The following is a 19,811-nucleotide window of genomic DNA, read 5'->3' as shown; positions in this document are numbered from 1 at the left end:
CGTGTCGTCGCTTCGAAGTTTCATAAGCAAGGAGTTTAAACAGTATCAGCAGCACCAGCAGCCACCCCACCGCCCGGCCCTCGCGGGGCGCGGTGTGCTTCCAGTGGGGCGTCATTGGATTCCTAATCGGGCTAACTTCTTGAGGATTTCAGCCTTTTCGTGTTGTTTGCATAGAATGAGCACACCCAACACCTCTAGTGCAGTCATGTCGTTTACTTCAAAATCCCCGCGAATGCTGGTCAAGGCCTTTTCCTTTGGGGATGTGCGGATTTGAACCATCCCAAAAGGAGAAAATAGGCTCGAATAAGAGCAATCATCACTATCCTCGTTGGGGTAGACTAGTGATCCATCTGCATCAAATTTGACTTCTGATAACTTTTCAGCCTTCTTATCCAAATCGACCGAATTGATCACTAGTACTGTCTTATTTCGGCCCTCTACGAGTTTCTTTGCCAACAGTTCAATCTGGTGAATCTCTTTATTGAGAGTTGCCAGCCGCTCGTTTAGCTTGATCGCTTTTGTCAGGTTTGCCAGTTTCATGAAAGTGCGTGTAAGTGGTTAGCCGGAGTGCGTCAGGCCCCGGCGGTGAGGGGGTTATAAATTCTTTGCCTGTGCTTCCTTGAGTACGATGATCTCCCGTTGGGCTTTACCGGAGTTGATGGAGACAACCAGCGCGTTCAATAGCCGAAATCCCCAGTCCGGAATAAATTTGCCGTCCACTTCGATAAAAACTTTCGGGTAGTTGTAGAGTCCCCGGCCAAGTCCAAACTGCACAGCCGCCCGCTTCATGGCATCGGATATACCGCCCTTGATTGGCTCGACGTTCGTTCGGCTCGCCCCATCAGTTTTGCTGACCACTTCCCCGGTGGGCAGGATTGCGGAGATGGTACACAGAAAACCGCCCTCTACTTCCTCAATCTTGTTCGACCAGTTCCGCCAGCCAAACTGCCCGTCGAAGCGTTCCATAACGCACCGGTTATTGATATACGGAACGACCATCATCTTGGCGGGCTTACCGTTTTTAGCTTCCATCGTCTGCGATACCCGCCATTCAATTTCGTCGGGCTGAATGGGTGCGGTCAGCACTTTTATATCGTTATCCACTTCGGTGTTCATATCGGTTCGTATTCGTTCAGAGGTTGGGATTGGAGCAGGGCCAGACCGGCATCAAAGTGCAGTTCCTTGCACCGCCCATATTGCCCGTTGGCTTTCAGCAGAAGGGCCACCAGGTTCATTTGCAGCCACGGACGGCGATTGGTGCCGGTATCGGGCAGGCATTCGTTGATGAAGGCGCTGGCGTAGCAGTAAGCCATTTGAACCGCCGACTCCTTTTCCCGCTGGTGCAGGTACTTGCCCCGCCAACAGAAGCGTTCGAGGCTCTCCGCCATTTCCATGTGCCAGATGCGCGGGTGACGGCGGCAGAAGTCTTTGATGAGGTGTTCAGTCGGTGTCATGCCGTCAGTTCGTCTAACCAGATGCTGTTGCTCCAATACCCGTTATCATCCTTCTTGCCGCCCTTAGTGATAGCTGTTTCCGCCAGTTCCAGCGGCCGCAGTCTCCGCATCTCGCAGCTGTAGAAAACCAGATAGCCCAATGCGCCCAGATCGTGAACCTCCACTTCCAGCATATCCGCCGGAATGCCGAACCGATCTTCCAGCAGGTACGCCAGTTCGGCTTTGTTGTGGACCGGCAGCGGGTCGTAGACCGTGACCCGTTCGGCCTGATCCCTAATGATGCAGACGGGGATGTTGTTCATTTGCAGTGATTGTTGTAGATTCGTCATGATTTTTAGTTGTTACCCGCCCGCTCAACAGCTTCCCGGCACGTGAGCGGGCGGTTTTGTTTGAAAGAATAGCCCCGGTGCGGTAGTTGGTGTTAATGTGTCACCCTCACACTTGTACCGTGTCCCGAAGGTCCGCCTACGGTAATTTTACCGGGGCTAATGTTTGCCGGGAACGTTGCCCGGCGCGGTTGGCCTCTATTCCAACTTTCAGTCCAGTTCAGGGTACCGTCCACCACTGGAAACCTCTTGACTCACCCGGTACTTGATGCCGATTCCTGACCTTGCGGCTTCTTCGGGCTATGGCCTCACGCGGCCTTTGGTGTATCTTCTGGGGCCTCGGTCTGAGACTGCTGCCGACCCAATCCGGCCGGCACAGTGCATCCTTTTTCTAAACCCTAACCTTTCTCTTTTGCGCCCTACGCCGGAACGGCTATCAACCGCCCCGGTCGCTCCAACCTATCCTACAGCTTTGTTACCGGAATATCCCGGCGCAGGGCGCTAATGACTTGGGGCGGCATTGGACCATTGGCTGTTGGTCTGGCGACGTTGCCGACCGCCCCGGTGGTGTCTATCGAACCTTTACCCACTCATGCCGCAGGTAGTTCTTTCCTTCGAGTTCCCGCGCCAGTTCCTCAATATCATAGCTGTTGCCCTGAAAAGAGGGGTGGAAGTTTCGCAGGATTCGGATTGATTTGTCTTTGCAGAAAATAGTAAGCATTGTCGTATCTGTTTAATTGTTAAGCAGTTTCAGTAATTACCCACCACGCCCCGGCCGCCAGCGCAATCAGCAGCAGCACCAGCCCTACTTTCTGCCACAGCGGGCGGGGTTCAGTCAGCCGGGCGATCAAAAAGACAGAGGCCAGGGTGAGCAGTGAGCCGATGTAAAAGTTCTTCATGGTTTCTTTCTTCGGTTGCGAATCAGTGTCCAAATTCCGTAGGCAGCCCCGGCCACCAGCAGGACCGTAGCGATTAGTTGCCAGTCACTAGCTTGCATGGAAAAGTGCTGGCTTAGAATCTGCGTCCTTCTTGTGCTCTGGCTTGGACCGGTATTTCTTATTGGGAATCGCCAGATAGCTTCCGTAGCCCAATTCGGCGTTGTAGCAGTGGAATGACTTGCCCGACTTGGTAAGTCTGTGAATTGTACAGGGAATCCACTGGGCGCCATCCCACGACCAGTGGATGTTGCCAACTTTTGGCGGGTCTATTTTGGCATTCATGGGTGTAGGCGGCTAAAGGCGACGATCTCCAGGTACAGCCGAAGCCGACGGCGGAACTCGAAGCGGCTGACAGGCTCCAGCAGTTGCTGGAAGGCGGTGGCGAGCAGTTCTTTCATGGCACTTGCTGATTAAAGGCTGAACTTCTTACATAGTGATACCTGAAACCCGGAGCTGACAAATACAAAGCCGCAATCAACTTTTTGGCTTCACATAGGATCATGTCATTCTCATGCATTGGCTCCCAAGAGTAAGATTTTGAATTCCATCGGCACACTCTGTAAGTCAATGGCTTTTTCATCTGTCTTGATTCGTTTTGCTCCGCTACTTCGGTACGTGGGTCGGACCGCCGATGCGGCCTTTTGGCGGGGCGTTGTGAATTGGTATAGACAAATGTAAGTGGATACTTAATTAATTCAAAGTAAATACTGAATTATTTTTAAGTAAATACTTATAAATTTTATAAGTCTCTACATAACAGCGAATTATCAATAACTTACCACTTGCGAAAGCTGCGGGGATTGCGTAGGTTGGCGGAAAAATTGAAAGTGAACGCGCGGTGCGATGAAATTAATTACGGATGCGTTGGTAATAGGCGACGATGGTTCCTTTACTTTTGTGAAAATAGATATATCATAAAAGCCTAAAAATCAAAGCCATGTATAAATTCTCATTGAAAATAGACGACCCTGTCGGTACACTTTCAGAAGAAAATGGCATTTCCATTTACCGGCTATCTCAATTATTAAGAAATTTAAACGCAGCATTACGTTTACAAAGGGATTCAAACTGTACCCTTTCAGCTATTCAGGGAAACTGTTACCAGGTTGATGTTTCCACCTCAAACAGAGTTCATCACGATGAATTTATTGAGTTGATGGGAAGGGCAGAAAAAAGGGAAAAGGTACCTGCGTACCAAAAAAAACTATTAAATAACCTATTGTTTTATGTCCGAAAGGGTTATTTCATCGAAGCCTATGATACCGACAACGATAGAGTTGCGGTTGTAACAAAAGATCGAAAGCCTGTTCGTGGAAACTACTATATTACTGACTCAGTCACAGGGGAGATTACCAGGATTGGAAATCGTCAATTTAATTACCCTTCTTCCATCGTAATTAGTCAACACGAAGAAGAAATACCTTTTACAGTACCTATCTCTGATCAGCAGGATCAAGAACTAAGGGATTATTATAAAAACGGGACTTTGCAATTTGAAGTTCGTTTTAAAATTGATAAATACACTAAAAAAAGAATTCCTATTGAACTGGTCGCATTTAAAGTAAAGAGTAGTAAAACTTTGCTTGAGCTGGTCAATGATTTCAACGCCAAACACCCGGATCTATTTACAAAAAATGACCCGTTGGATTTATTATTAAAATCAAGGCAACAGAACGACTTATATGGCTAGTCTTACTTTTGAGGATTGCAAAAAGGTATTTTTAGATACTACAGTTATCCTGGATTTGCTTCATCCGCACAGCAAAGAAGAAAGAGTAAAATGCGTAAAAGCACTTCTGGAAATTTTATGTAAAGTAAAGAAATCGAAGTTTTACATATCCGCTATCACGATTGCCGAAATCGTGGATGTAGTAAAATTCGAAAGAATAGACGCAATCGAAAGTGGTATAATTGAGGAAATATTGGAGTCTCTTCAAGGGAAAGATATTGAAGTGGTATCTTATTCAGAACCGGTAGCGTTGATGCAAAGAAGCCTGTTCTCGCACCTCTCAGACAAAAAATCAATTAATGACTTTCTAGCTAGAAATAATGCTTTAGGCAATAATTGGGCTTCGTGCAGAGAATGGTTATCGAAAGATTTTATGATAGCCGCCACAGCAAAGTACATAAATGCTGATATTACATTTACAGGCGATAAAAAGACATTTATACCTGTTGCCAAGGAAATAGCTTTGCCTTGTATAGGCACTTATTTTGAAAATTTCAACTTAAATAGAGGTGGCGATAAAATATATGGCTTTAAAACTCACATCCCCATGTTTGTAAAGCCTGCTACAAAAAAACCAGAGTTGAAGGGCGGGCTATTTGAAAATCTTATGTGATTCAACTGGTTGCCTTTTTCAAGAAATCCACTGCTTTCCATGCTTCTTTTTTACCACAAACTGATGCCCGTTTGAACACGAATAGTCCGTCGTTACCGTGTTCGGATTGGAATGGGAGTGATAATTCCCTCGCTCATCATAATGTCCCGGCGAATAATGGATGAGCGTTGACATGGACGCCCCTTCATATACTCGCGACTTCAGGCCCTCCTTTTGGCAGTGCGGGCAGATTATTTTTAGAGTTGCCATAGCTTTTCGATTAGGTCATTGAACCATCTGACAAGACGGTATTTTGAAGAAATTTTGATTTGAATAGAGATTTCAGGTATTGGACTTTCTCTGATTTTTAGGTTGTATCTCCCTGGTCGCAACCCGATTTTTGGGCTCTTTATTGCCTGATTCTCAAATGTCACATTATGAATTTCAGGGGGAATTACATTTCCCGCTTCATCAGTTATGATTACTTCTGTCATAGCTTTCAGTCCACCGGCTGCGGTTTAAGTTAGAATCGAATCAATACGGATGAAATTAAAAGAATAGAGCTGAGCAAAAACAGGGTAGACATTACCCTGGCTCCAAGTCTGCCAGAACTGTTAAAGGATTCATAAAAAGATCCGTTAAGCATAATCAGCCCAAGTATGGCGTCAAGAACTCCAATGATTATCATAAAGGCATTCATACAAGTTGTGGTTTAAGTTCTGTTGCCCCAATATTCTTTAGCAACCGTTCGCGGGTTGCCACAATCTCATCATACATCGCACTGGCCATTTCCCATTCCCTCCGCTTGACCATCTGATAGAAGTCCCGAATCAGCACCATCAACTGCCGGTCAAACCCGGCCAGTTTATACGGATCAACCTCGCAGAGTTCGCACAGCGCATCCCAATTAAGCCGCTCATCCAGCCGGGGCAGGTGCTGGGCGAAGTCGTCAGGATCAGCCAGGATGCGCGGCCAGTCAATCGGCTTCATCAAAGTTCGATTTTTGACGCTTAGGTATCTTGGATGGATAAAGCGTTAATAGCTTTCCAGTGTGGAAATAAACAAACCGTTGCAGATGATGAACGCCATGTATCCTGTATTCGCCCCGTTTCATGTGAATATCGGGGGCAGCATCGTAATTGTAGATATATGGCTTGCCGATTTTAAATCCCTTTGTTCGCTCATAAATATCATAAGCCACTGCTTCTACTTTGTTTTTGCCAAATCCCGGCAACTTGTAGTACTTTTTGGCTTCATACCAAACATCGCCAATATTATAGGGCTGATCATCAAAACTTACTTTTAGCTCGAACATGTTGGCCCATTGTTGATCAAATACAATAGGCTCAACCTTATCATAACCGACGGTTATTGGTGTTCTATTTCTCATTGACTCGAATTGGTCAATCACTACAAAAGAATCTCCGATTCCGACTACCTGACTAATTCCTCCACAGTCATCGTAGAGGTATGCGCCAATAATTAAATCTTGTGGCTTTATCTGCTTTTTCATTTCCGTCTACTGGCTGAATTGATCGGAAACTCGATCACGTTAAACATTTGCTTCATGCGGTCCAGTACCCGCTTTCCGTAGCGATCCTGAACCTCTTCCAGCGTAATGTTGGTAGTCATGTGGGTTTTAGGTCCACGGCAAGCCTGGTTATCGTAGCGGCCCTGTAACACCTCTTCCATCAGGTTCACGTTTTTACCGAAGTGCTTGCCGTCTCGCTCGGTGCCCAAGTCGTCAAAGAAGCAGCCCAGCCAACCCTGATCATAGTACTTGCTGCGGTATTCGTTGTGAAACATCTGGCTGTATTCGACAATGGCATCATCGCCAATCTGGCTGTAGAGCTGCGATAACCGGCGGCAACTGATCGTTTTGTAGCTCTGGACAACGTTGCGCTCGAAGATTTTCAAGGCTACTGTCTTGCCACATCCCACGTCGCCAAACAGCAAAATCCCTTTGTTGGGCGACAGGCCGTAACTGGCCATTTTTGGGTGATTGGTGAAGAAAAAACAGAGCTGATTGAAAATCTCCCGGTTGTTCTCATCGATCACGAACGGCGTTTCCCAACCTTCATCAATGGCGATTTGCTGGCCTCGGTACAGGATTTGTTTGCTGAGTTTATCCGGCGTGTCGGGAACCGGGTCGATTTGCTGGAGCCGTTCGTAGTACGCCTGTTTTAACTGGTTCTGGTGCTTCACCTTCCGGGCGGCCAAGATTGCAGCTTCCACGGCGGCCCGGTATTCATCTTCATCCAGTTCCGGCAAATCAGATTGGCTACCACTTTCCGAACCGACGGCCAGCGACGGGTTCAATTCGGGCAGTAACTGGTGGAGGGGTGCGGGGGATTTTGTTTCCGTTGTCATTGGATTTGAGAGCAAAGAGTCCTTGCCAGTTTTTGTTGATACTTTGGTTGATGATTGCAATGGCGGTTACTTCGTTTTGATCGGCCAGCGTTTCCAGTTCAGATAGCGCACTGGATAAACCAATGGGTTTGTAGGCGGGTAAATGCCGTTCCCTTCGGTAAGCCAGCCAGCGTTCCCAGGCGACTCTGAAATTCTCGCCGAACGGCAGCGAGGTTTCCGGCGGACTTGTTCGGGCAGGCTTTGGGGGTGGTGGGGGGGCGGCCGGAACCGGGGGGGTGGTGGGGGCGCTTTGCGCCGTCAGGTCAGTAGGTTTAACAAAAACAGTTTCAACTTGCTGTTCGGGCGCGTCAGCGCCTTTCCCGTTTTCTTCTGTTTTTACTGTTAATTCTGTTTCTTCTGTTTTATCTGTTTTTATTGTGTTCGATGGCTGTTCGGTAGCTGTACTGTTGCTGTTCGGTAGCTGTTCATTAGCTGTACAGTACTTGTTCATAAATGAACAGCTAAGTTTTACTTTGGTGGAGCCCGTATAATCGTTTTTACCCTTAGTAACCAATTCAATCACGCCCCATTTAATCAAATCTTCAATGCAGGACTTTAGCTTCACAGGCGAACCGATGAACGTCATTTTCATGGTGTACTCGCGTGGCAAGTCCAATATTTCGGCTTTAGGATCGTATATCTGAATACGATTACGGAGTTCGCATATCCAGGTGTATAGGCTCTGGTGGTGGGGCATGACTGCCTTTTGAATTTCCTCACTATCGCCTACAAGTCGATAGAAGGCTTTGGTTAGCTGATATCCGGTTACCTCGCTCATGCTGGCTTGCTAAATTTTGACTGATTCCGAAGTCTACCCTGCGGTGAATTGAGAAGCAGAAACCCTTTTGACTGAAGTTCGAAATAGACCTTTGCTTCGTCGGGAGTGTGCTGACTGGCTAAAGTAATCCGCAGTGGATCGCCGTCCTGAATACACTTCAAAATGTGCGCTTCCAGAGCCTTATTTGAATGTTGGCCCCGAACTGCCTGTGTGATATGGCGAAGAATTCGCGCCCTTATATCGTGTGACGCTCCTACGTATACGCTATTAATAACATATACCCCGGTCACCTTCCGGCCAGGCATCAGGTGGCAATTTTCACCAATAAAGTACCGGCTCAGGATTTTATAATCCGTAGTTTCGTTTGTCATGATCTTTGTGCTCAACTGGCAGAAAATTGGCATCTGAGCGCCTGCGGGTGATTTTTCCGGCGTTCATTTCTTTTTGAGGAAATCTATATACTCCCCAATGGAGCGGGTGGAAATAAACTCTCTTGCTTTAAAATCAACCGACTTAATAATGTCCTCGTTTATGGCCCGTGTCGGCATATGGTCACGTTCGATTTGTATGAATGAAAGTCCATCAAAGCCAAACTTGTAAATGTAGGCACTCATCCCTGGCGAAGAGGTAATTAAATCCCAGGCGTCAATTGATTCAATTCCATCGCCGATCAGAGTTCCATTTATCCAAACCTGTATGTCTACACCACCCGACTTATTTGCCCTTGTTGTTTTTGCTAGTTCCTGTACTCCACGCATATAACGGTGAAGCTGACCATATGTAGCAAGTCCAACTAGGCCCTTCTTCAATTCATAAACTGTAATGAGGATTGTCTTAATTGGCTTTCCATCTGGATTGTGGATGTTCTTCTTCTTTCCGATATAATGGATTGTGATTAAGTCGGCTATTCCATAGTCCCCAAGATTTACCTGTCTGAATATTTTTCCATTGAGAGTTAAGCCCCGTTCTTCTAAAAATAGGCGACCATAACTATCGATAGCAGCATTGTATATTGAATCCTCAAGATCTTTTTCCGAAAGCTCCATGAATACCTAAAGAGAAGAGTTAAGTTAATTAAGTACTTGCTTAAGCTAGAGCCTCTTCAATCTGGGCCGCCTTCTCAAAAGATTTTGCTTTTCGACGTTTAATAACCTCGACAACTGCGTCCCAAACCTCTTCAATGTAGTAGTCGCTATTGGTGGTGGTCACTTTTAACTCCTTCGTAGAGAATTTTTTCGCAACGGTAAAAACGACTAGCCGGATTTTATTCTGGTCAATGTGCTTGAATTTCTTTGCAATCTTCCCCGTTTTAACCCATTCTTTTAAGACCTCATGTACTTCAAGGGAGTACTTCGTATCCTTTATTTGACCGTACAGTAAGTCTAATTGAGCGTTTGTGTAGTTTTTGCTTGCTGTTTTCATATGTTTTACTTACGTTTGTTCAGCATTAACTGAAAATTAGTTTTGCATTAAAGTTGTATTTGCTGACAATTGATGTACAATAATAAGTAAATACTTAGTTAATCACAAACAAAATTATATAAATACTTAAAAATTATGGATGAAAATGTGAAGGATCCACTTCGCGATTGGACTGCGGAGTTGATTAACAAGAAGGGAGGGGCGAGTGAGGTATCGAAACTGACTGGCTTAAACTATCAGGTTTTGCGTGAGATCACTTTATTCGATGAGTATCCCAAAAAGAAACCTACTTGGGCAGTTTTCGCAGCACTACATCGGACGTGGCCAGGCGAGGTAAACTTAAACGCCTTGGCATCTGGCCGAATTGACGAAGCGGATAAACCGGATTCAAAAATTGGTGGAGCAGGAAACGGTTCTGCGGAATTGCAATATCAGGAAGCAGAAATACAGCGGTTGATAAAGGAAGCCGTTGAACCTATTGAAAAAAGAGCTGACGCAATTCAGGAAAAGTATCAGGCTTTAGTCGACAAAGTTTTAGCGAAAGCGGGTTTTAATTGGGTAGCTGATTATACCACGGGTAACCAGGCGAACGAATTGGTGTACATCGATCAGCCGCGTCTTTACTTCCGCGAACAAAAATACAGCGAGAAGGAAGTAGCGCACATGATGGCCGATGTAACGTCTCCAGCTATCGCTTAATTACCTAATCAGTTACCTCGGGGCCAAAATCGGCTCTGTGAGTGGAATAAGCCGGTTTTGAAACCTTTTGGTAAAAGGTTTCAAAACCGTAAAATGTCGGATAAAACGGTCAAAGAATCAAAACCGGCAGCCAAAAAATACCGTCGCCGATCCAGCGGTAGCGTTCGTCCGTCAAAAACCGGTTCGGATAGCGCTGGATCAGGTACAAAACCGCACTCATCATGCCTTCAATGACGGCCGCCCGCTGGGCAAACCGGTCGTCGGCCATGAAGAAGATTACCAGCGCAAGAACCGTTACCACCACCGTGATTGTCCGCAACACGACATCGCTACGGTCGAACCCCAGAATCGTCGCCAGGTTGTAGGCGGTGTCTGGAAATTCGTAGGATTCCATTACGGAGAACAGCAGTAAATTCTGGAAAACGATGAAAAGGAACAAAACTCCCAGTCCAATTTCGGACCAGCCGATGGTCGGTTTCTGCGCCCATGAACTGCCCCAGACGCCAACGGTGTAGGCCAGCGTGACGGCGGGTTCCTTCCAGGCCAGCTTTGAGTTGGAAACGCCGAGCCGCGAGACACCCCAGACGTAAGCCCCCGAAAACAGGGCCAGCCCGGTGCCGAACAGAATAACGCTTTTAGGCAACCAGAAAAGAAGAATGGCACAAACCGCCACCAGCCCCAGCAAAACCTGCCGCAACACCAGCCGGTTTTCGGCGTGAAACCGGTGGCGAATGGTCATTTCAGAATTGGTTGTCAGGCTCTTGTGGACATCGTAAAGCCGATCGACAGCGTAAATCACAAATACACAAATGGCCAGTAATAGTGTGGTTGCCCAGCCAACCGGCCGGTGGCCATCGGGCAAGCGAGCCACCATAATATGGGAAATCACTGCTCCAACCACCACATCGAGACTGAGGTAATGGGCCTTCCGCAGCAGTCGTTGAATCGTGTCAATGAACTTCATACATCAATTTCCGCCCTGCAACCGTTGGCAGCGCAAAATAAATTTAAGAAAATGGGAGTCGGGCGGGGCGTCGTTCCAGCACCTGCACCGGATCGCCAACCCGCAGGATTCCCGGCGTTTCGGCCAGCACATTCTGACCAAAGAGGATCTTGTTGTCTAGCCGCCGATAGGTCGCCAGGGTCTTGAGCGGTTCCTTGCCTTTCAGACTGGTTTCCGGGTCAATGGTGGTCAGCACGCAGCGGGCGCAGGGCTTTACTCCCAAAAACCGCAACTCGCCAATCTGAAACCGGTACCAGGTATCCTCATCGTGCGGCAGAACGCCTTCCACCACCAGATTGGGCCGAAACCGGATCATTTCGAGCGGTTTTTCCACCCGCCGGTTCAACTCGTCCAGCGAATCCGTACTGATCACCAGGTACGGATAGCCATCGGCAAAACTAACGACATCGTTGGGTTGGGCATATTTCGGATCAACCGAGCGCCGGGAGTTTTCGGGCATATAAACCAGTCGGCACTCCAACCCGAGCAGTCGGCTGAACCAGTCGTCGGCTTCCTGACTGACCACCCGCGAATCGACGGCCTGATCATCCCAGACATAGGCCGTCAGTTGCTCGTCCGTTGCCTGATCGAGCGGTATTTCCAGAAAATCGTCCGGGCGGTGCCGGTGGTAGACCCGCAAATGCCGATCGGTCAATTCCACCTCCACCAGCGCCATAACGGTATTTTCCCGTTGCGTCAAAAAAACGCCGTCGGGTTTTACCAGCATCCAGCGCCGGTCGTAGCGAAAACCTTTTAATTCAACTTCGGCTTCAGACAGCGAAATCCCGCCCAGCGATTTGATGGGGTAAATCCGTATTTCCTTTAAAACAGGTGCATTCATGGGGCAAATGTAAGCAATCGTTCCCGACGGTTTATCAACCGATTGACCAGCGGGGCATCGGACTGACCTCCTGGGAGGTGAATTCGCCTTTTAAATACTTGAAATGGGCCGCCATCGCAATCATTGCGGCATTATCGGTGCAGTATTCAAACTTGGGAATGTATACGTTCCAGCCTTCCTCCTGCCCCATTTCGGTCAATCTGGCCCGCAAACCGGAGTTGGCCGAAACGCCCCCGGCCAGCGCAATTTCGCGAATACCGGTCTGGCGGGCGGCTTTCCGCAGTTTGGTCAGCAGAATTTTAATTAGCGTACGCTGGATGCTGGCACAGATATCCGGCAGATTTTGGGCGATAAAGTCCGGATTGGCCCGGGTCTGCTTTTGCAGGAAGTACAGAAAAGCGGTTTTGATGCCACTGAAGGAAAAATCCAGCCCCGGCATTTCCACTTCGGGAAACGGGAACGCCAGCGGATTGCCCTGCTGGGCATACCGATCAATGAGCGGCCCACCCGGATAGGGCAAATTGAGCAGTTTAGCGGTTTTATCGAAGGCTTCCCCCACGGCGTCGTCCTGGGTTTGCCCGATAATTTCCATGTCCAGGTAATCCCGCACCAGCATAATCTGGGTGTGCCCCCCACTGACCGTCAGGCACAGGAACGGAAACTTCGGAAAATGGTGTTCATCGATGAAGTGCGCCAGCACATGTGCCTGCATGTGGTGTACTTCGATGAGCGGAATGTCCAGTGCCAGGGCAAATGCTTTGGCAAAGGAAGTACCAACCAGCAACGAGCCTAATAATCCGGGGCCGCGCGTAAAAGCTACGGCATTTAATGCGTTTTTTTGTATGTTTGCTTGAGACAGGGCTCGTTCGACGACGGGAACAATCCGTTGCTGATGCACCCGCGAGGCCAGTTCGGGAACAACACCCCCGTACTGTTCATGGATTAGCTGGGTTGCCACAACATTAGATTGTATTTTTCCGTTAACAGAAACAGCAGCCGACGTCTCGTCGCAGGAAGATTCAATTGCCAGAATTGTCATTTTTCAAAAGTAATCAATATCGAAAGTAATGAATAATGACCAATGAATAATGAATATCCTTCCGGTTCGATTGATTTGTCCTAAAATCAGCCGTCGGAACGGACACGCATTGTTCATTTTACATTATTCATTGTTCATTGAAGACTAGATGCGTTCATTCTTCGCCATACTTCTTAAAACCCTGCTTTACACCGTGTTGGTCGTATTGCTGGTGGCCGGAATCGTGGTGGTTAGTCTGCAAATACCGGCCGTACAGACCGAATTGGTGCGTTACGCGGCCAAACGGGTGTCTGAAAAGCTGCTGTTTCCGGTCGATATTCAACGGATTGACATCAAATTTTCCTTTCCCAATGTCTGGGTGAATTCCCTGACACTTGAAGAAGTGACGATTCGCAACCGCGATCTGAAACCGATGATCAGCGTCGGGCGCCTGGAAGTCGGTCTGGCCCTCGAGAAATTAATCAACAATTCGGCGACCGATATTCACCTGGACGAGGTGCTGCTGTACCAACCGCGCGTTGCCCTGGTGAAAGACGCCAAAACCGGTAATCTGAATATCGACGATTTTGTGGAACGGATCAACGAAATGACCCGCGACACGACCAAACCGTCCGTTGCCAACCAGAATATCCCGTTCACCATCGGAAAAGCTACCCTCATCGATGGCACGTTTACGTACAACGACATGCGCAAATCGACTATGGGCGGGCGGCTTTTCGATTACAATCACTTCAAGGTCAGTGGTATAAGCGCCAACCTAAATAGCTTCCTGTTACTGGGTGACACCATTGCGGTGAACATCGGGCGGATGAAGGGCTTCGAAAAACAGGGAAATCTGCGGATTCACCGGCTCGATACGAAGTTCCTGTATTGCGCCAAGGAAATGCGGCTGGATAGCCTGTTCGCCCGCATCAATGGCTCGACGGTTCGGAATAAACTGGTTTTTTCGTACGACAATTTTTCGGCTTTCAACGAGTTTAACGACGAAGTGGTCATGCGGGCCAACCTGCGCAACTCAGTCGTTCGGGCGCAGGATCTGGCGCCGTTTACCTCCTATTTTAACGATAATTTCGACGTTGCCCGCGCTTCGGGTGACTACGTGGGGCGGATTAAAAACTTCAAAGTCACCAATGCCGACATCCGGTTCGGACCCAATCACCGGAGTCGGCTGGTGGGCGATCTGGCCTTTAAAGGCCTGCCGGACAGTGACGAAAATACGATTGTCGATTTCCGGTTCAAGCCCTCGCAGGTGAACCTGGCGGACCTTCGCCCCTATTATTCCGACCCGGATTTCGACCGAATCATGGCCAAACTGGGCACCCTCGATTTTGCGGCCACCTACGCCGGCCGATTCATCGATTTTAAAACCGTTGGCACTTTTAAAACCAAAATCGGTTCGGTTTCGGGTGATCTGGCGCTTCACCTGAACGGCGATCAGGGTACGACGTACAGCGGGAATCTGAAGCTGACGGATGTGGATGCCGGTTCGCTCATCGACCAGTCCGACCTGCAGCGCATCGATGGTCAGGGCAAGTTTGAAGGACGGGGATTGACCATCAAAGATGGCTCGCTCGATCTCAATGCGCAGTTCACCCGCGTGGGTTTTCGCAATTACAAATACCGCAACATCGCGGTTCATGGAAATTTGCAGCAATCCTTTTTCCGGGGTCAGGTCAGCGCGAAAGATACCAACCTGACGTTCAGCCTGAACGGTGAATTTGACCTGCGGGGTGCTAAAAACCTCTTCGATGTTCGGGGGACGGTTCAACAGGCCAACCTCCTGGCCACAAATCTCCTGGACGACAGCCTGGTCGTTCGGAGCGATCTGGATGTGCAACTGGTGGGCAATACCGTCAACGAACTGGTCGGAAATGCGCGGCTGTTGAACACCTACCTGACGTATGGAAAACGCAATCTGATCCTGGATACACTCTTTTTCGCGTCGTCGGTTACGGGCAATGAACGGACAATTTCGGTCAATTCCGACTACCTGGACGCGAACCTGAAAGGCAATTTCCAGTTGACGCACGTCGCCGACGACCTGAACCGCATTGCGAAGGAATACCGCCTGAATTTTGCCGGGAATGCCGCCGGAATGGCCGCATACTACCAGGAAAAGCTTCGGAAACCGGTTCCGGTGGTTCCGTACAACATCGACTATTCCTTTTTGCTGAAAAATGCGCAGCCGCTGCTCACGCTGATTTACCCTTCGCTGTATGCGTCACCGAATACGAAGCTGGAAGGCCGTTTTGGCGTCGATCAGTCCTCGTTACTGACGCTGACCGGCACAATTGACACGCTAAAATTCGACACGTACAACTTCTACAAAAGCACGGTCGATCTTAATACCTCCAAGTTTGTCAACTCGCCAGACGTGCTGGCTTCGCTGATCATTGGTTCGAAACAACAGCAGTTTGGCTCGCTGGCGGCCACCGAAAACCTCCAGGCTGAAGCTTCGTGGGATGTCAATCACATTGATTTTACGACTAGCTTACAGCAGCAAAAAAGCAGCAACCGGGCCGATTTGAACGGTTCATTGACGTTTAAAGGGGATGCCATCGACATCGAACTCGAGCAATCGAAATTCCGGTTACTCGACAGCATCTGGACGATTTCGCCCGAAAACCTGATCCGGATTGTCGGGCCGGAAATCACCGTTCGCAACCTGGCGGTTTCCAATCAGAATCAATTTATCTCAATCAGCGGTCGGGCGTCGCAGGATTCATTGCAAACCCTTGATGTTGAGGCCAGAAACTTTTTACTGGCAACGCTGAACCCGGTTCTGGAAACGAAAATTTCCGGAGTTGCCAACGGAAAAGTAGCCATTCGGGGCCTTTACGGTTTGCCGTTGCTGGACGGAAATATGACGATTGATTCCCTGAAATACAATGATTTTCTGATTGGGAATGTTGTCAACCGCAGTACGCTCGATCAGTCCAACCGAATCAATCTGGACACCCGCATCCGACGGCTTGACCGGGAGCTTCTGGCTATTACCGGTGTGTACACGCCGGGGGCATCGGCATCGAATCCGCTGGATTTGAAAGCGGTTTTGGAAGGAACCGATCTGCGGATTCTGGAGCCTTTCGTGAAAGACATTGCCACGAATCTTGGCGGAACCGCCACGGGAGTGGTGACCATCAAAGGGAAAGTGTCCAGCCCGGTCCTGGGTGGAACGGTCGATATTACCAACGGCCGACTGACGCTCGACTACCTGAAAGCGGACATCGGTTTTTCGGACAAAGTCTACTTTGGTGCCAGCGAAATTGTCGCCAAAAACATGGTTCTTACCGATTTGAACGGCGGACGTGCCACTTTGCGGGGGGGTGTTTTCCACGACGGATTCAAGTACTTCACGGTGGATCTGAACATCGTGGACATGAAGAACTTCAAGATTCTGAACACGACGCTCAAGGACAACGATCAGTTTTACGGGACCGCCGTCGCCAGCGGCCGGGCCAGCATTGACGGACCTTTTGACAATCTGAACATCCGCGCCAATGTTACCAGCAACCGGGGCACCAAAATTTATATTCCGCTCGATCAGGCCACTACGGTTTCCAAGGAAGAAGTGATCCGGTTTATCAACGTCAGCCCGGCCCACCGCGACAGCGTGGCGCAGACCAACGAACCGGTGGTCGATTTGTCGGGCATCCGGATGGATTTCAACCTGTCGATTACACCCGATGCGTATTGCGAGATCCAGTTAGACCGCCAGACGGGCGACATTATCAAGGCGTACGGTACGGGTCAGCTCGCCATGAAAATCGACACCAAGGGTGATTTTACGATGACCGGTGCCTACGAAATTCAGCAGGGCGAGTACACATTCACGTTTGAAAATGTGATCAATAAGCGGTTTCAGATGCTGCCCAACAGTCGGATTACCTGGACCGGTGATCCGTATGAAGCGATGGTCGATGTCAAAACCGCCTATACGCAGTATGCTTCGCTTGCGCCGATTCTGCAATATTATTCGTCCAGCTCCACCAATAATCCCGACCGTACACGCCGGTATCCGGTCGATTTGCTGATCAATCTGAACGGTCGGCTGCTGGCCCCCGATATTTCATACGATCTGAAAGTAAAAGAATACCCGCAACAACCGGATTTCCGGCAGGCGGTGGCCGCGTTTGAATCGCGGTTGAAAAGTAATGATCAGGAACTCGGGCGACAGGTCAGCAGCATTCTGTTATTCAATCAGTTGGCCCCCGGCGAAGGATTGGGACTGATCGATCCGGCATCGTCGGCGGGCAATAATATGGTGGGATCGGGATTGACCAACAGCCTGAGTGAATTGCTCTCCAACCAGATCAGTCGCCTGGCTTCCACGCTGGACAAAAACCTGGATGTAGGCGTTTCACTGAACGGGCTGGACCAGAATCTGGTCAACAACCTCCAGGTCCGGCTTTCCTACCGCTTCAACGACCGCTTCCGGATCAGCCGCGACGGCGGTTTTACGTACGGTCAGAATCAGACCAGCGTTGCCAGTCTGCTGGGCGAATGGACGCTCGAATACTGGCTCTCGCCCGACGGCCAACTGCGGTTGAAAATGTATAACCGGAACCAGAACCAGCTCGGAACGATCAACGCCACTACGTATGGAACGCTGACTACCGGTGGCGGTATGAGTATCCAGTATACGCGCTCGTTCAACCGACTGTTCGGTCCTGCTGCCGTGCCTCCCCGACCCGGAATTCAACCGCAGCCAACGCCGATCGAACGACCCGCCAATACAATTCCGGCCCCGGTTTCGGAAACGTCCGCTCTTCAGGAAAAAGACGATTTTCAGCTTTAGTGTACCCTTGGAATTTCGCCCATTAGCACGTTAATGCAATAGATTATTTGGCTTTTATAAGAATTAACATAAATCTCTAAGGTTACCGAAACCTTTTTAAAGTTACCGGCTGTTGTTAAATCGATTCTGTTTTCACCATCTCTCCTTCGATAAGTTCAATTCTGGACAGTTAGGATTCCTGAATTTCCAGTTATTTTTGCCATGTAGATTGTCCGTTTACTATTCGAGAAAAAGTTTTCCGTTGCGGTAGTGGAATTACTTCTTTTGAAGACGAGCGGAGTTTTTCCACGAACCCATATCCCGGTGGGGTCGGTCGTTGCAGGTGGCGGCCATTGTCCGGATGATTCGATTCCGGATGGCGGGCAGCGTTCGGAAACAATATAAAAAGTATGAGAAAAACTTTTTTTTACAGCTTATCCATTGCAGTTCTGTGCAGTACGGTTTCCCAGGCTCAATCGGTGGCCTCTTCGGAAAGTAGCGCGTCGGTTGCGTCATTCCAAACCAATTCCGTTCGCAGCGGCTGGGCGGTTTTCCACGACCCAACGCTGGATTCGCTGATCGACCTGGGTTTAACCAACAATCCCGACGTTCGGGTTGCCGTCAGCCGGGTGGAAGAAGCCCGGATTCGGGTTCGGGTGGCCGAGTCATTTCTGGCACCTTCCATTCGTAGCAGCCTGAATTTCAACACCCAAAGCTTATCGGAATACCGCCCCGTTGCCGTGCCGGTTACCAGTGAACGGTTACCCCGCATTCAACTCAATTCGCTGCAGGTATTGCCCATCGACGCCAGCTACGAAGTCGATCTGTTCAAACGCATCCGAAACACCGTTCGGGTGACGGATTTGCAACGTCAGGTTACCGAGTCGGATGTGCAGATTACGCAATTGATCGTGGCGTCGGAAGTGGCCCGCTTATTCTACCTCATTCGCGCGAATGACAGTGAACAGGCCGTGATTCGCCGAAACATCGGCCTGCGCGATTCCACCATTTCAATCATTCGCGCCCGGTTTCAGGCGGGGTTGACAAACGAAATCGACGCCAAACGGGCCGAAACCGACATTGCCAATGTTCGCGTGCAACTGCTGGGCCTGGAACGCAGCCGCACCGAACTGGTCAACGGGCTGGCGGGCCTTTGCGGTCAGAATCCGGCCAATTTCACGGTTCCTGCGGGACGTTTGGGTACCGGTTTTCCTGAGTTACCCTTTTCGGCTATTTCCGCCGACCAGCTCCGCCGTCGGCCGGATCTGTTACAGGCCGAGCAGCAAACCCAGGTTGCCCATGTTCAGGTTCAGGTCAATCGAGCGGCCCTGTATCCCCGCATCAACCTCGTCGGTGCGGGTGGAACGCTCACCGGCCGAATTGGGAATCTGTTTTTTCCGGCCAGTATGACGTATCTGCTCGGCCTCAACGCCAGTGTTCCGATTTTTGAAGGAAAACGGAATCAGCAGAACATTGTTCTGGCCCAGCAACAGGTCCGAACTGCCGACGCGTCGTACCAGCAACGGATGCTGAACGCCCAGCGAGAAGCCGAAACCGCCCTCGATAATCTGCAGAGCATGCGGCAGCAAATTGACGCGCAGAACCTGGCGCTGGAATCAGCCCGGTATACTGAAAAACTCAACCGGGAACTCTACACCAAGGGCCTGACAACTTTTCTGGAAGTGCTGGATTCGCAGCGGACTGTTCTGGATTCGGAACGCCAGTTGGTATTGCTTCAGGGACAGCGGGCCTCGTACACCGTCGCGTTGCTGAAGGCCTTGGGTGGCAGTTTCTAGTTCGTACC

The 19,811-nt window shown here is 49.4% G+C and carries 21 protein-coding genes; 5 read left to right on the top strand and 16 right to left on the bottom strand.

Annotation, left to right across the window (positions count from 1 at the left end):
* Positions 1-111: 111 nt before the first annotated feature.
* The 7 genes from GJJ30_RS10660 to GJJ30_RS10630 all read right to left on the bottom strand — a co-directional run bounded on the left by GJJ30_RS10660 (position 112) and on the right by GJJ30_RS10630 (position 3,000).
* Entirely contained in the window at positions 112-540 is a 429-nt protein-coding gene (locus GJJ30_RS10660; RefSeq protein ID WP_154175139.1) for a hypothetical protein, read from the bottom strand.
* Between the two features lie 54 nt (positions 541-594).
* A complete protein-coding gene (locus tag GJJ30_RS10655; protein ID WP_154175138.1) occupies positions 595-1,116 on the bottom strand; it encodes a Rad52/Rad22 family DNA repair protein in 522 nt (173 codons plus the stop codon).
* Positions 1,113-1,454 (bottom strand): hypothetical protein, encoded by a 342-nt coding sequence (locus GJJ30_RS10650; protein WP_154175137.1) that lies wholly within the window; start codon positions 1,452-1,454, stop codon positions 1,113-1,115. The genes GJJ30_RS10655 and GJJ30_RS10650 overlap by 4 nt, the downstream gene beginning before the upstream one ends.
* Positions 1,451-1,756 carry a hypothetical protein gene (locus GJJ30_RS10645; protein WP_154175136.1) on the bottom strand — a complete coding sequence of 102 codons (306 nt, stop codon included), beginning with the start codon at positions 1,754-1,756 and terminating at the stop codon, positions 1,451-1,453. The genes GJJ30_RS10650 and GJJ30_RS10645 overlap by 4 nt, the downstream gene beginning before the upstream one ends.
* Before the next feature lie 595 nt (positions 1,757-2,351).
* Positions 2,352-2,501 carry a hypothetical protein gene (locus GJJ30_RS10640; RefSeq protein WP_154175135.1) on the bottom strand — a complete coding sequence of 50 codons (150 nt, stop codon included), beginning with the start codon at positions 2,499-2,501 and terminating at the stop codon, positions 2,352-2,354.
* A gap of 19 nt (positions 2,502-2,520) precedes the next feature.
* Positions 2,521-2,679 carry a hypothetical protein gene (locus GJJ30_RS10635; protein WP_154175134.1) on the bottom strand — a complete coding sequence of 53 codons (159 nt, stop codon included), beginning with the start codon at positions 2,677-2,679 and terminating at the stop codon, positions 2,521-2,523.
* Positions 2,680-2,766: 87 nt separating this feature from the next.
* Positions 2,767-3,000 carry a hypothetical protein gene (locus GJJ30_RS10630; protein WP_154175133.1) on the bottom strand — a complete coding sequence of 78 codons (234 nt, stop codon included), beginning with the start codon at positions 2,998-3,000 and terminating at the stop codon, positions 2,767-2,769.
* Positions 3,001-3,655: 655 nt separating this feature from the next.
* On the opposite strand from GJJ30_RS10630, the gene GJJ30_RS10625 reads away from it, so the two are divergent.
* A complete protein-coding gene (locus tag GJJ30_RS10625; protein WP_154175132.1) occupies positions 3,656-4,408 on the top strand; it encodes a hypothetical protein in 753 nt (250 codons plus the stop codon).
* The gene (locus GJJ30_RS10620; protein WP_154175131.1) at positions 4,401-5,060 is read left to right on the top strand and encodes a PIN domain-containing protein; all 660 of its coding nucleotides are present in this window, start codon (positions 4,401-4,403) and stop codon (positions 5,058-5,060) included. Before GJJ30_RS10625 ends, GJJ30_RS10620 begins: the two co-directional genes overlap by 8 nt.
* Positions 5,061-5,735: 675 nt before the next feature.
* Here the strand turns inward: GJJ30_RS10620 and GJJ30_RS10615 are convergent.
* From GJJ30_RS10615 to GJJ30_RS10590, 6 genes are all read right to left on the bottom strand, one after another.
* Complete coding sequence (locus GJJ30_RS10615) at positions 5,736-6,032, bottom strand: hypothetical protein (protein WP_154175130.1); 297 nt, start codon at positions 6,030-6,032, stop codon at positions 5,736-5,738.
* The gene (locus GJJ30_RS10610) at positions 6,016-6,552 is read right to left on the bottom strand and encodes a hypothetical protein (protein WP_154175129.1); all 537 of its coding nucleotides are present in this window, start codon (positions 6,550-6,552) and stop codon (positions 6,016-6,018) included. Before GJJ30_RS10610 ends, GJJ30_RS10615 begins: the two co-directional genes overlap by 17 nt.
* Positions 6,549-7,409, bottom strand: coding sequence for a P-loop NTPase family protein (locus GJJ30_RS10605; protein WP_154175128.1), 861 nt, complete (start codon positions 7,407-7,409; stop codon positions 6,549-6,551). Before GJJ30_RS10605 ends, GJJ30_RS10610 begins: the two co-directional genes overlap by 4 nt.
* On the bottom strand, positions 7,321-8,226 hold the full coding sequence (locus tag GJJ30_RS10600; protein ID WP_154175127.1) for a phage replication initiator YdaU family protein: 906 nt from the start codon (positions 8,224-8,226) through the stop codon (positions 7,321-7,323). The genes GJJ30_RS10605 and GJJ30_RS10600 overlap by 89 nt, the downstream gene beginning before the upstream one ends.
* A gap of 434 nt (positions 8,227-8,660) precedes the next feature.
* Entirely contained in the window at positions 8,661-9,272 is a 612-nt protein-coding gene (locus GJJ30_RS10595; protein ID WP_154175126.1) for a PDDEXK family nuclease, read from the bottom strand.
* Positions 9,273-9,312: 40 nt separating this feature from the next.
* Positions 9,313-9,648 (bottom strand): hypothetical protein, encoded by a 336-nt coding sequence (locus GJJ30_RS10590; protein WP_154175125.1) that lies wholly within the window; start codon positions 9,646-9,648, stop codon positions 9,313-9,315.
* Positions 9,649-9,783: 135 nt separating this feature from the next.
* On the opposite strand from GJJ30_RS10590, the gene GJJ30_RS10585 reads away from it, so the two are divergent.
* Positions 9,784-10,347 carry a hypothetical protein gene (locus tag GJJ30_RS10585; protein WP_154175124.1) on the top strand — a complete coding sequence of 188 codons (564 nt, stop codon included), beginning with the start codon at positions 9,784-9,786 and terminating at the stop codon, positions 10,345-10,347.
* 109 nt (positions 10,348-10,456) lie between these two features.
* On the opposite strand, the gene GJJ30_RS10580 is transcribed toward GJJ30_RS10585, so the two are convergent.
* The 3 genes from GJJ30_RS10580 to tsaD are packed head-to-tail and all read right to left on the bottom strand — an operon-like array spanning position 10,457 to position 13,230.
* Positions 10,457-11,311: a hypothetical protein gene (locus GJJ30_RS10580; protein WP_229313080.1), complete on the bottom strand. Its 855-nt coding sequence runs from the start codon at positions 11,309-11,311 to the stop codon at positions 10,457-10,459.
* Positions 11,312-11,354: 43 nt separating this feature from the next.
* Positions 11,355-12,191, bottom strand: a complete 837-nt coding sequence (locus tag GJJ30_RS10575; protein WP_154175123.1) for an MOSC domain-containing protein — start codon at positions 12,189-12,191, stop codon at positions 11,355-11,357.
* A 34-nt stretch (positions 12,192-12,225) separates the two neighbouring features.
* Entirely contained in the window at positions 12,226-13,230 is a 1,005-nt protein-coding gene (tsaD, locus tag GJJ30_RS10570; protein WP_154175122.1) for a tRNA (adenosine(37)-N6)-threonylcarbamoyltransferase complex transferase subunit TsaD, read from the bottom strand.
* A 148-nt stretch (positions 13,231-13,378) separates the two neighbouring features.
* Here tsaD and GJJ30_RS10565 point away from each other — a divergent pair, with 148 nt between their 5' ends.
* Both GJJ30_RS10565 and GJJ30_RS10560 read left to right on the top strand, forming a co-directional pair.
* On the top strand, positions 13,379-18,028 hold the full coding sequence (locus tag GJJ30_RS10565; protein ID WP_154175121.1) for a translocation/assembly module TamB domain-containing protein: 4,650 nt from the start codon (positions 13,379-13,381) through the stop codon (positions 18,026-18,028).
* Between the two features lie 389 nt (positions 18,029-18,417).
* Positions 18,418-19,803 (top strand): efflux transporter outer membrane subunit, encoded by a 1,386-nt coding sequence (locus tag GJJ30_RS10560; RefSeq protein WP_154175120.1) that lies wholly within the window; start codon positions 18,418-18,420, stop codon positions 19,801-19,803.
* Positions 19,804-19,811: the final 8 nt, after the last annotated feature.

It is taken from the genome of Larkinella terrae, assembly GCF_009668025.1.
GTDB classification, from domain to species: Bacteria; Bacteroidota; Bacteroidia; order Cytophagales; family Spirosomataceae; genus Larkinella; species Larkinella terrae.
Note: the sequence above shows the minus strand (reverse complement) of the source record. Positions and strands in the feature narration are given on the sequence as shown.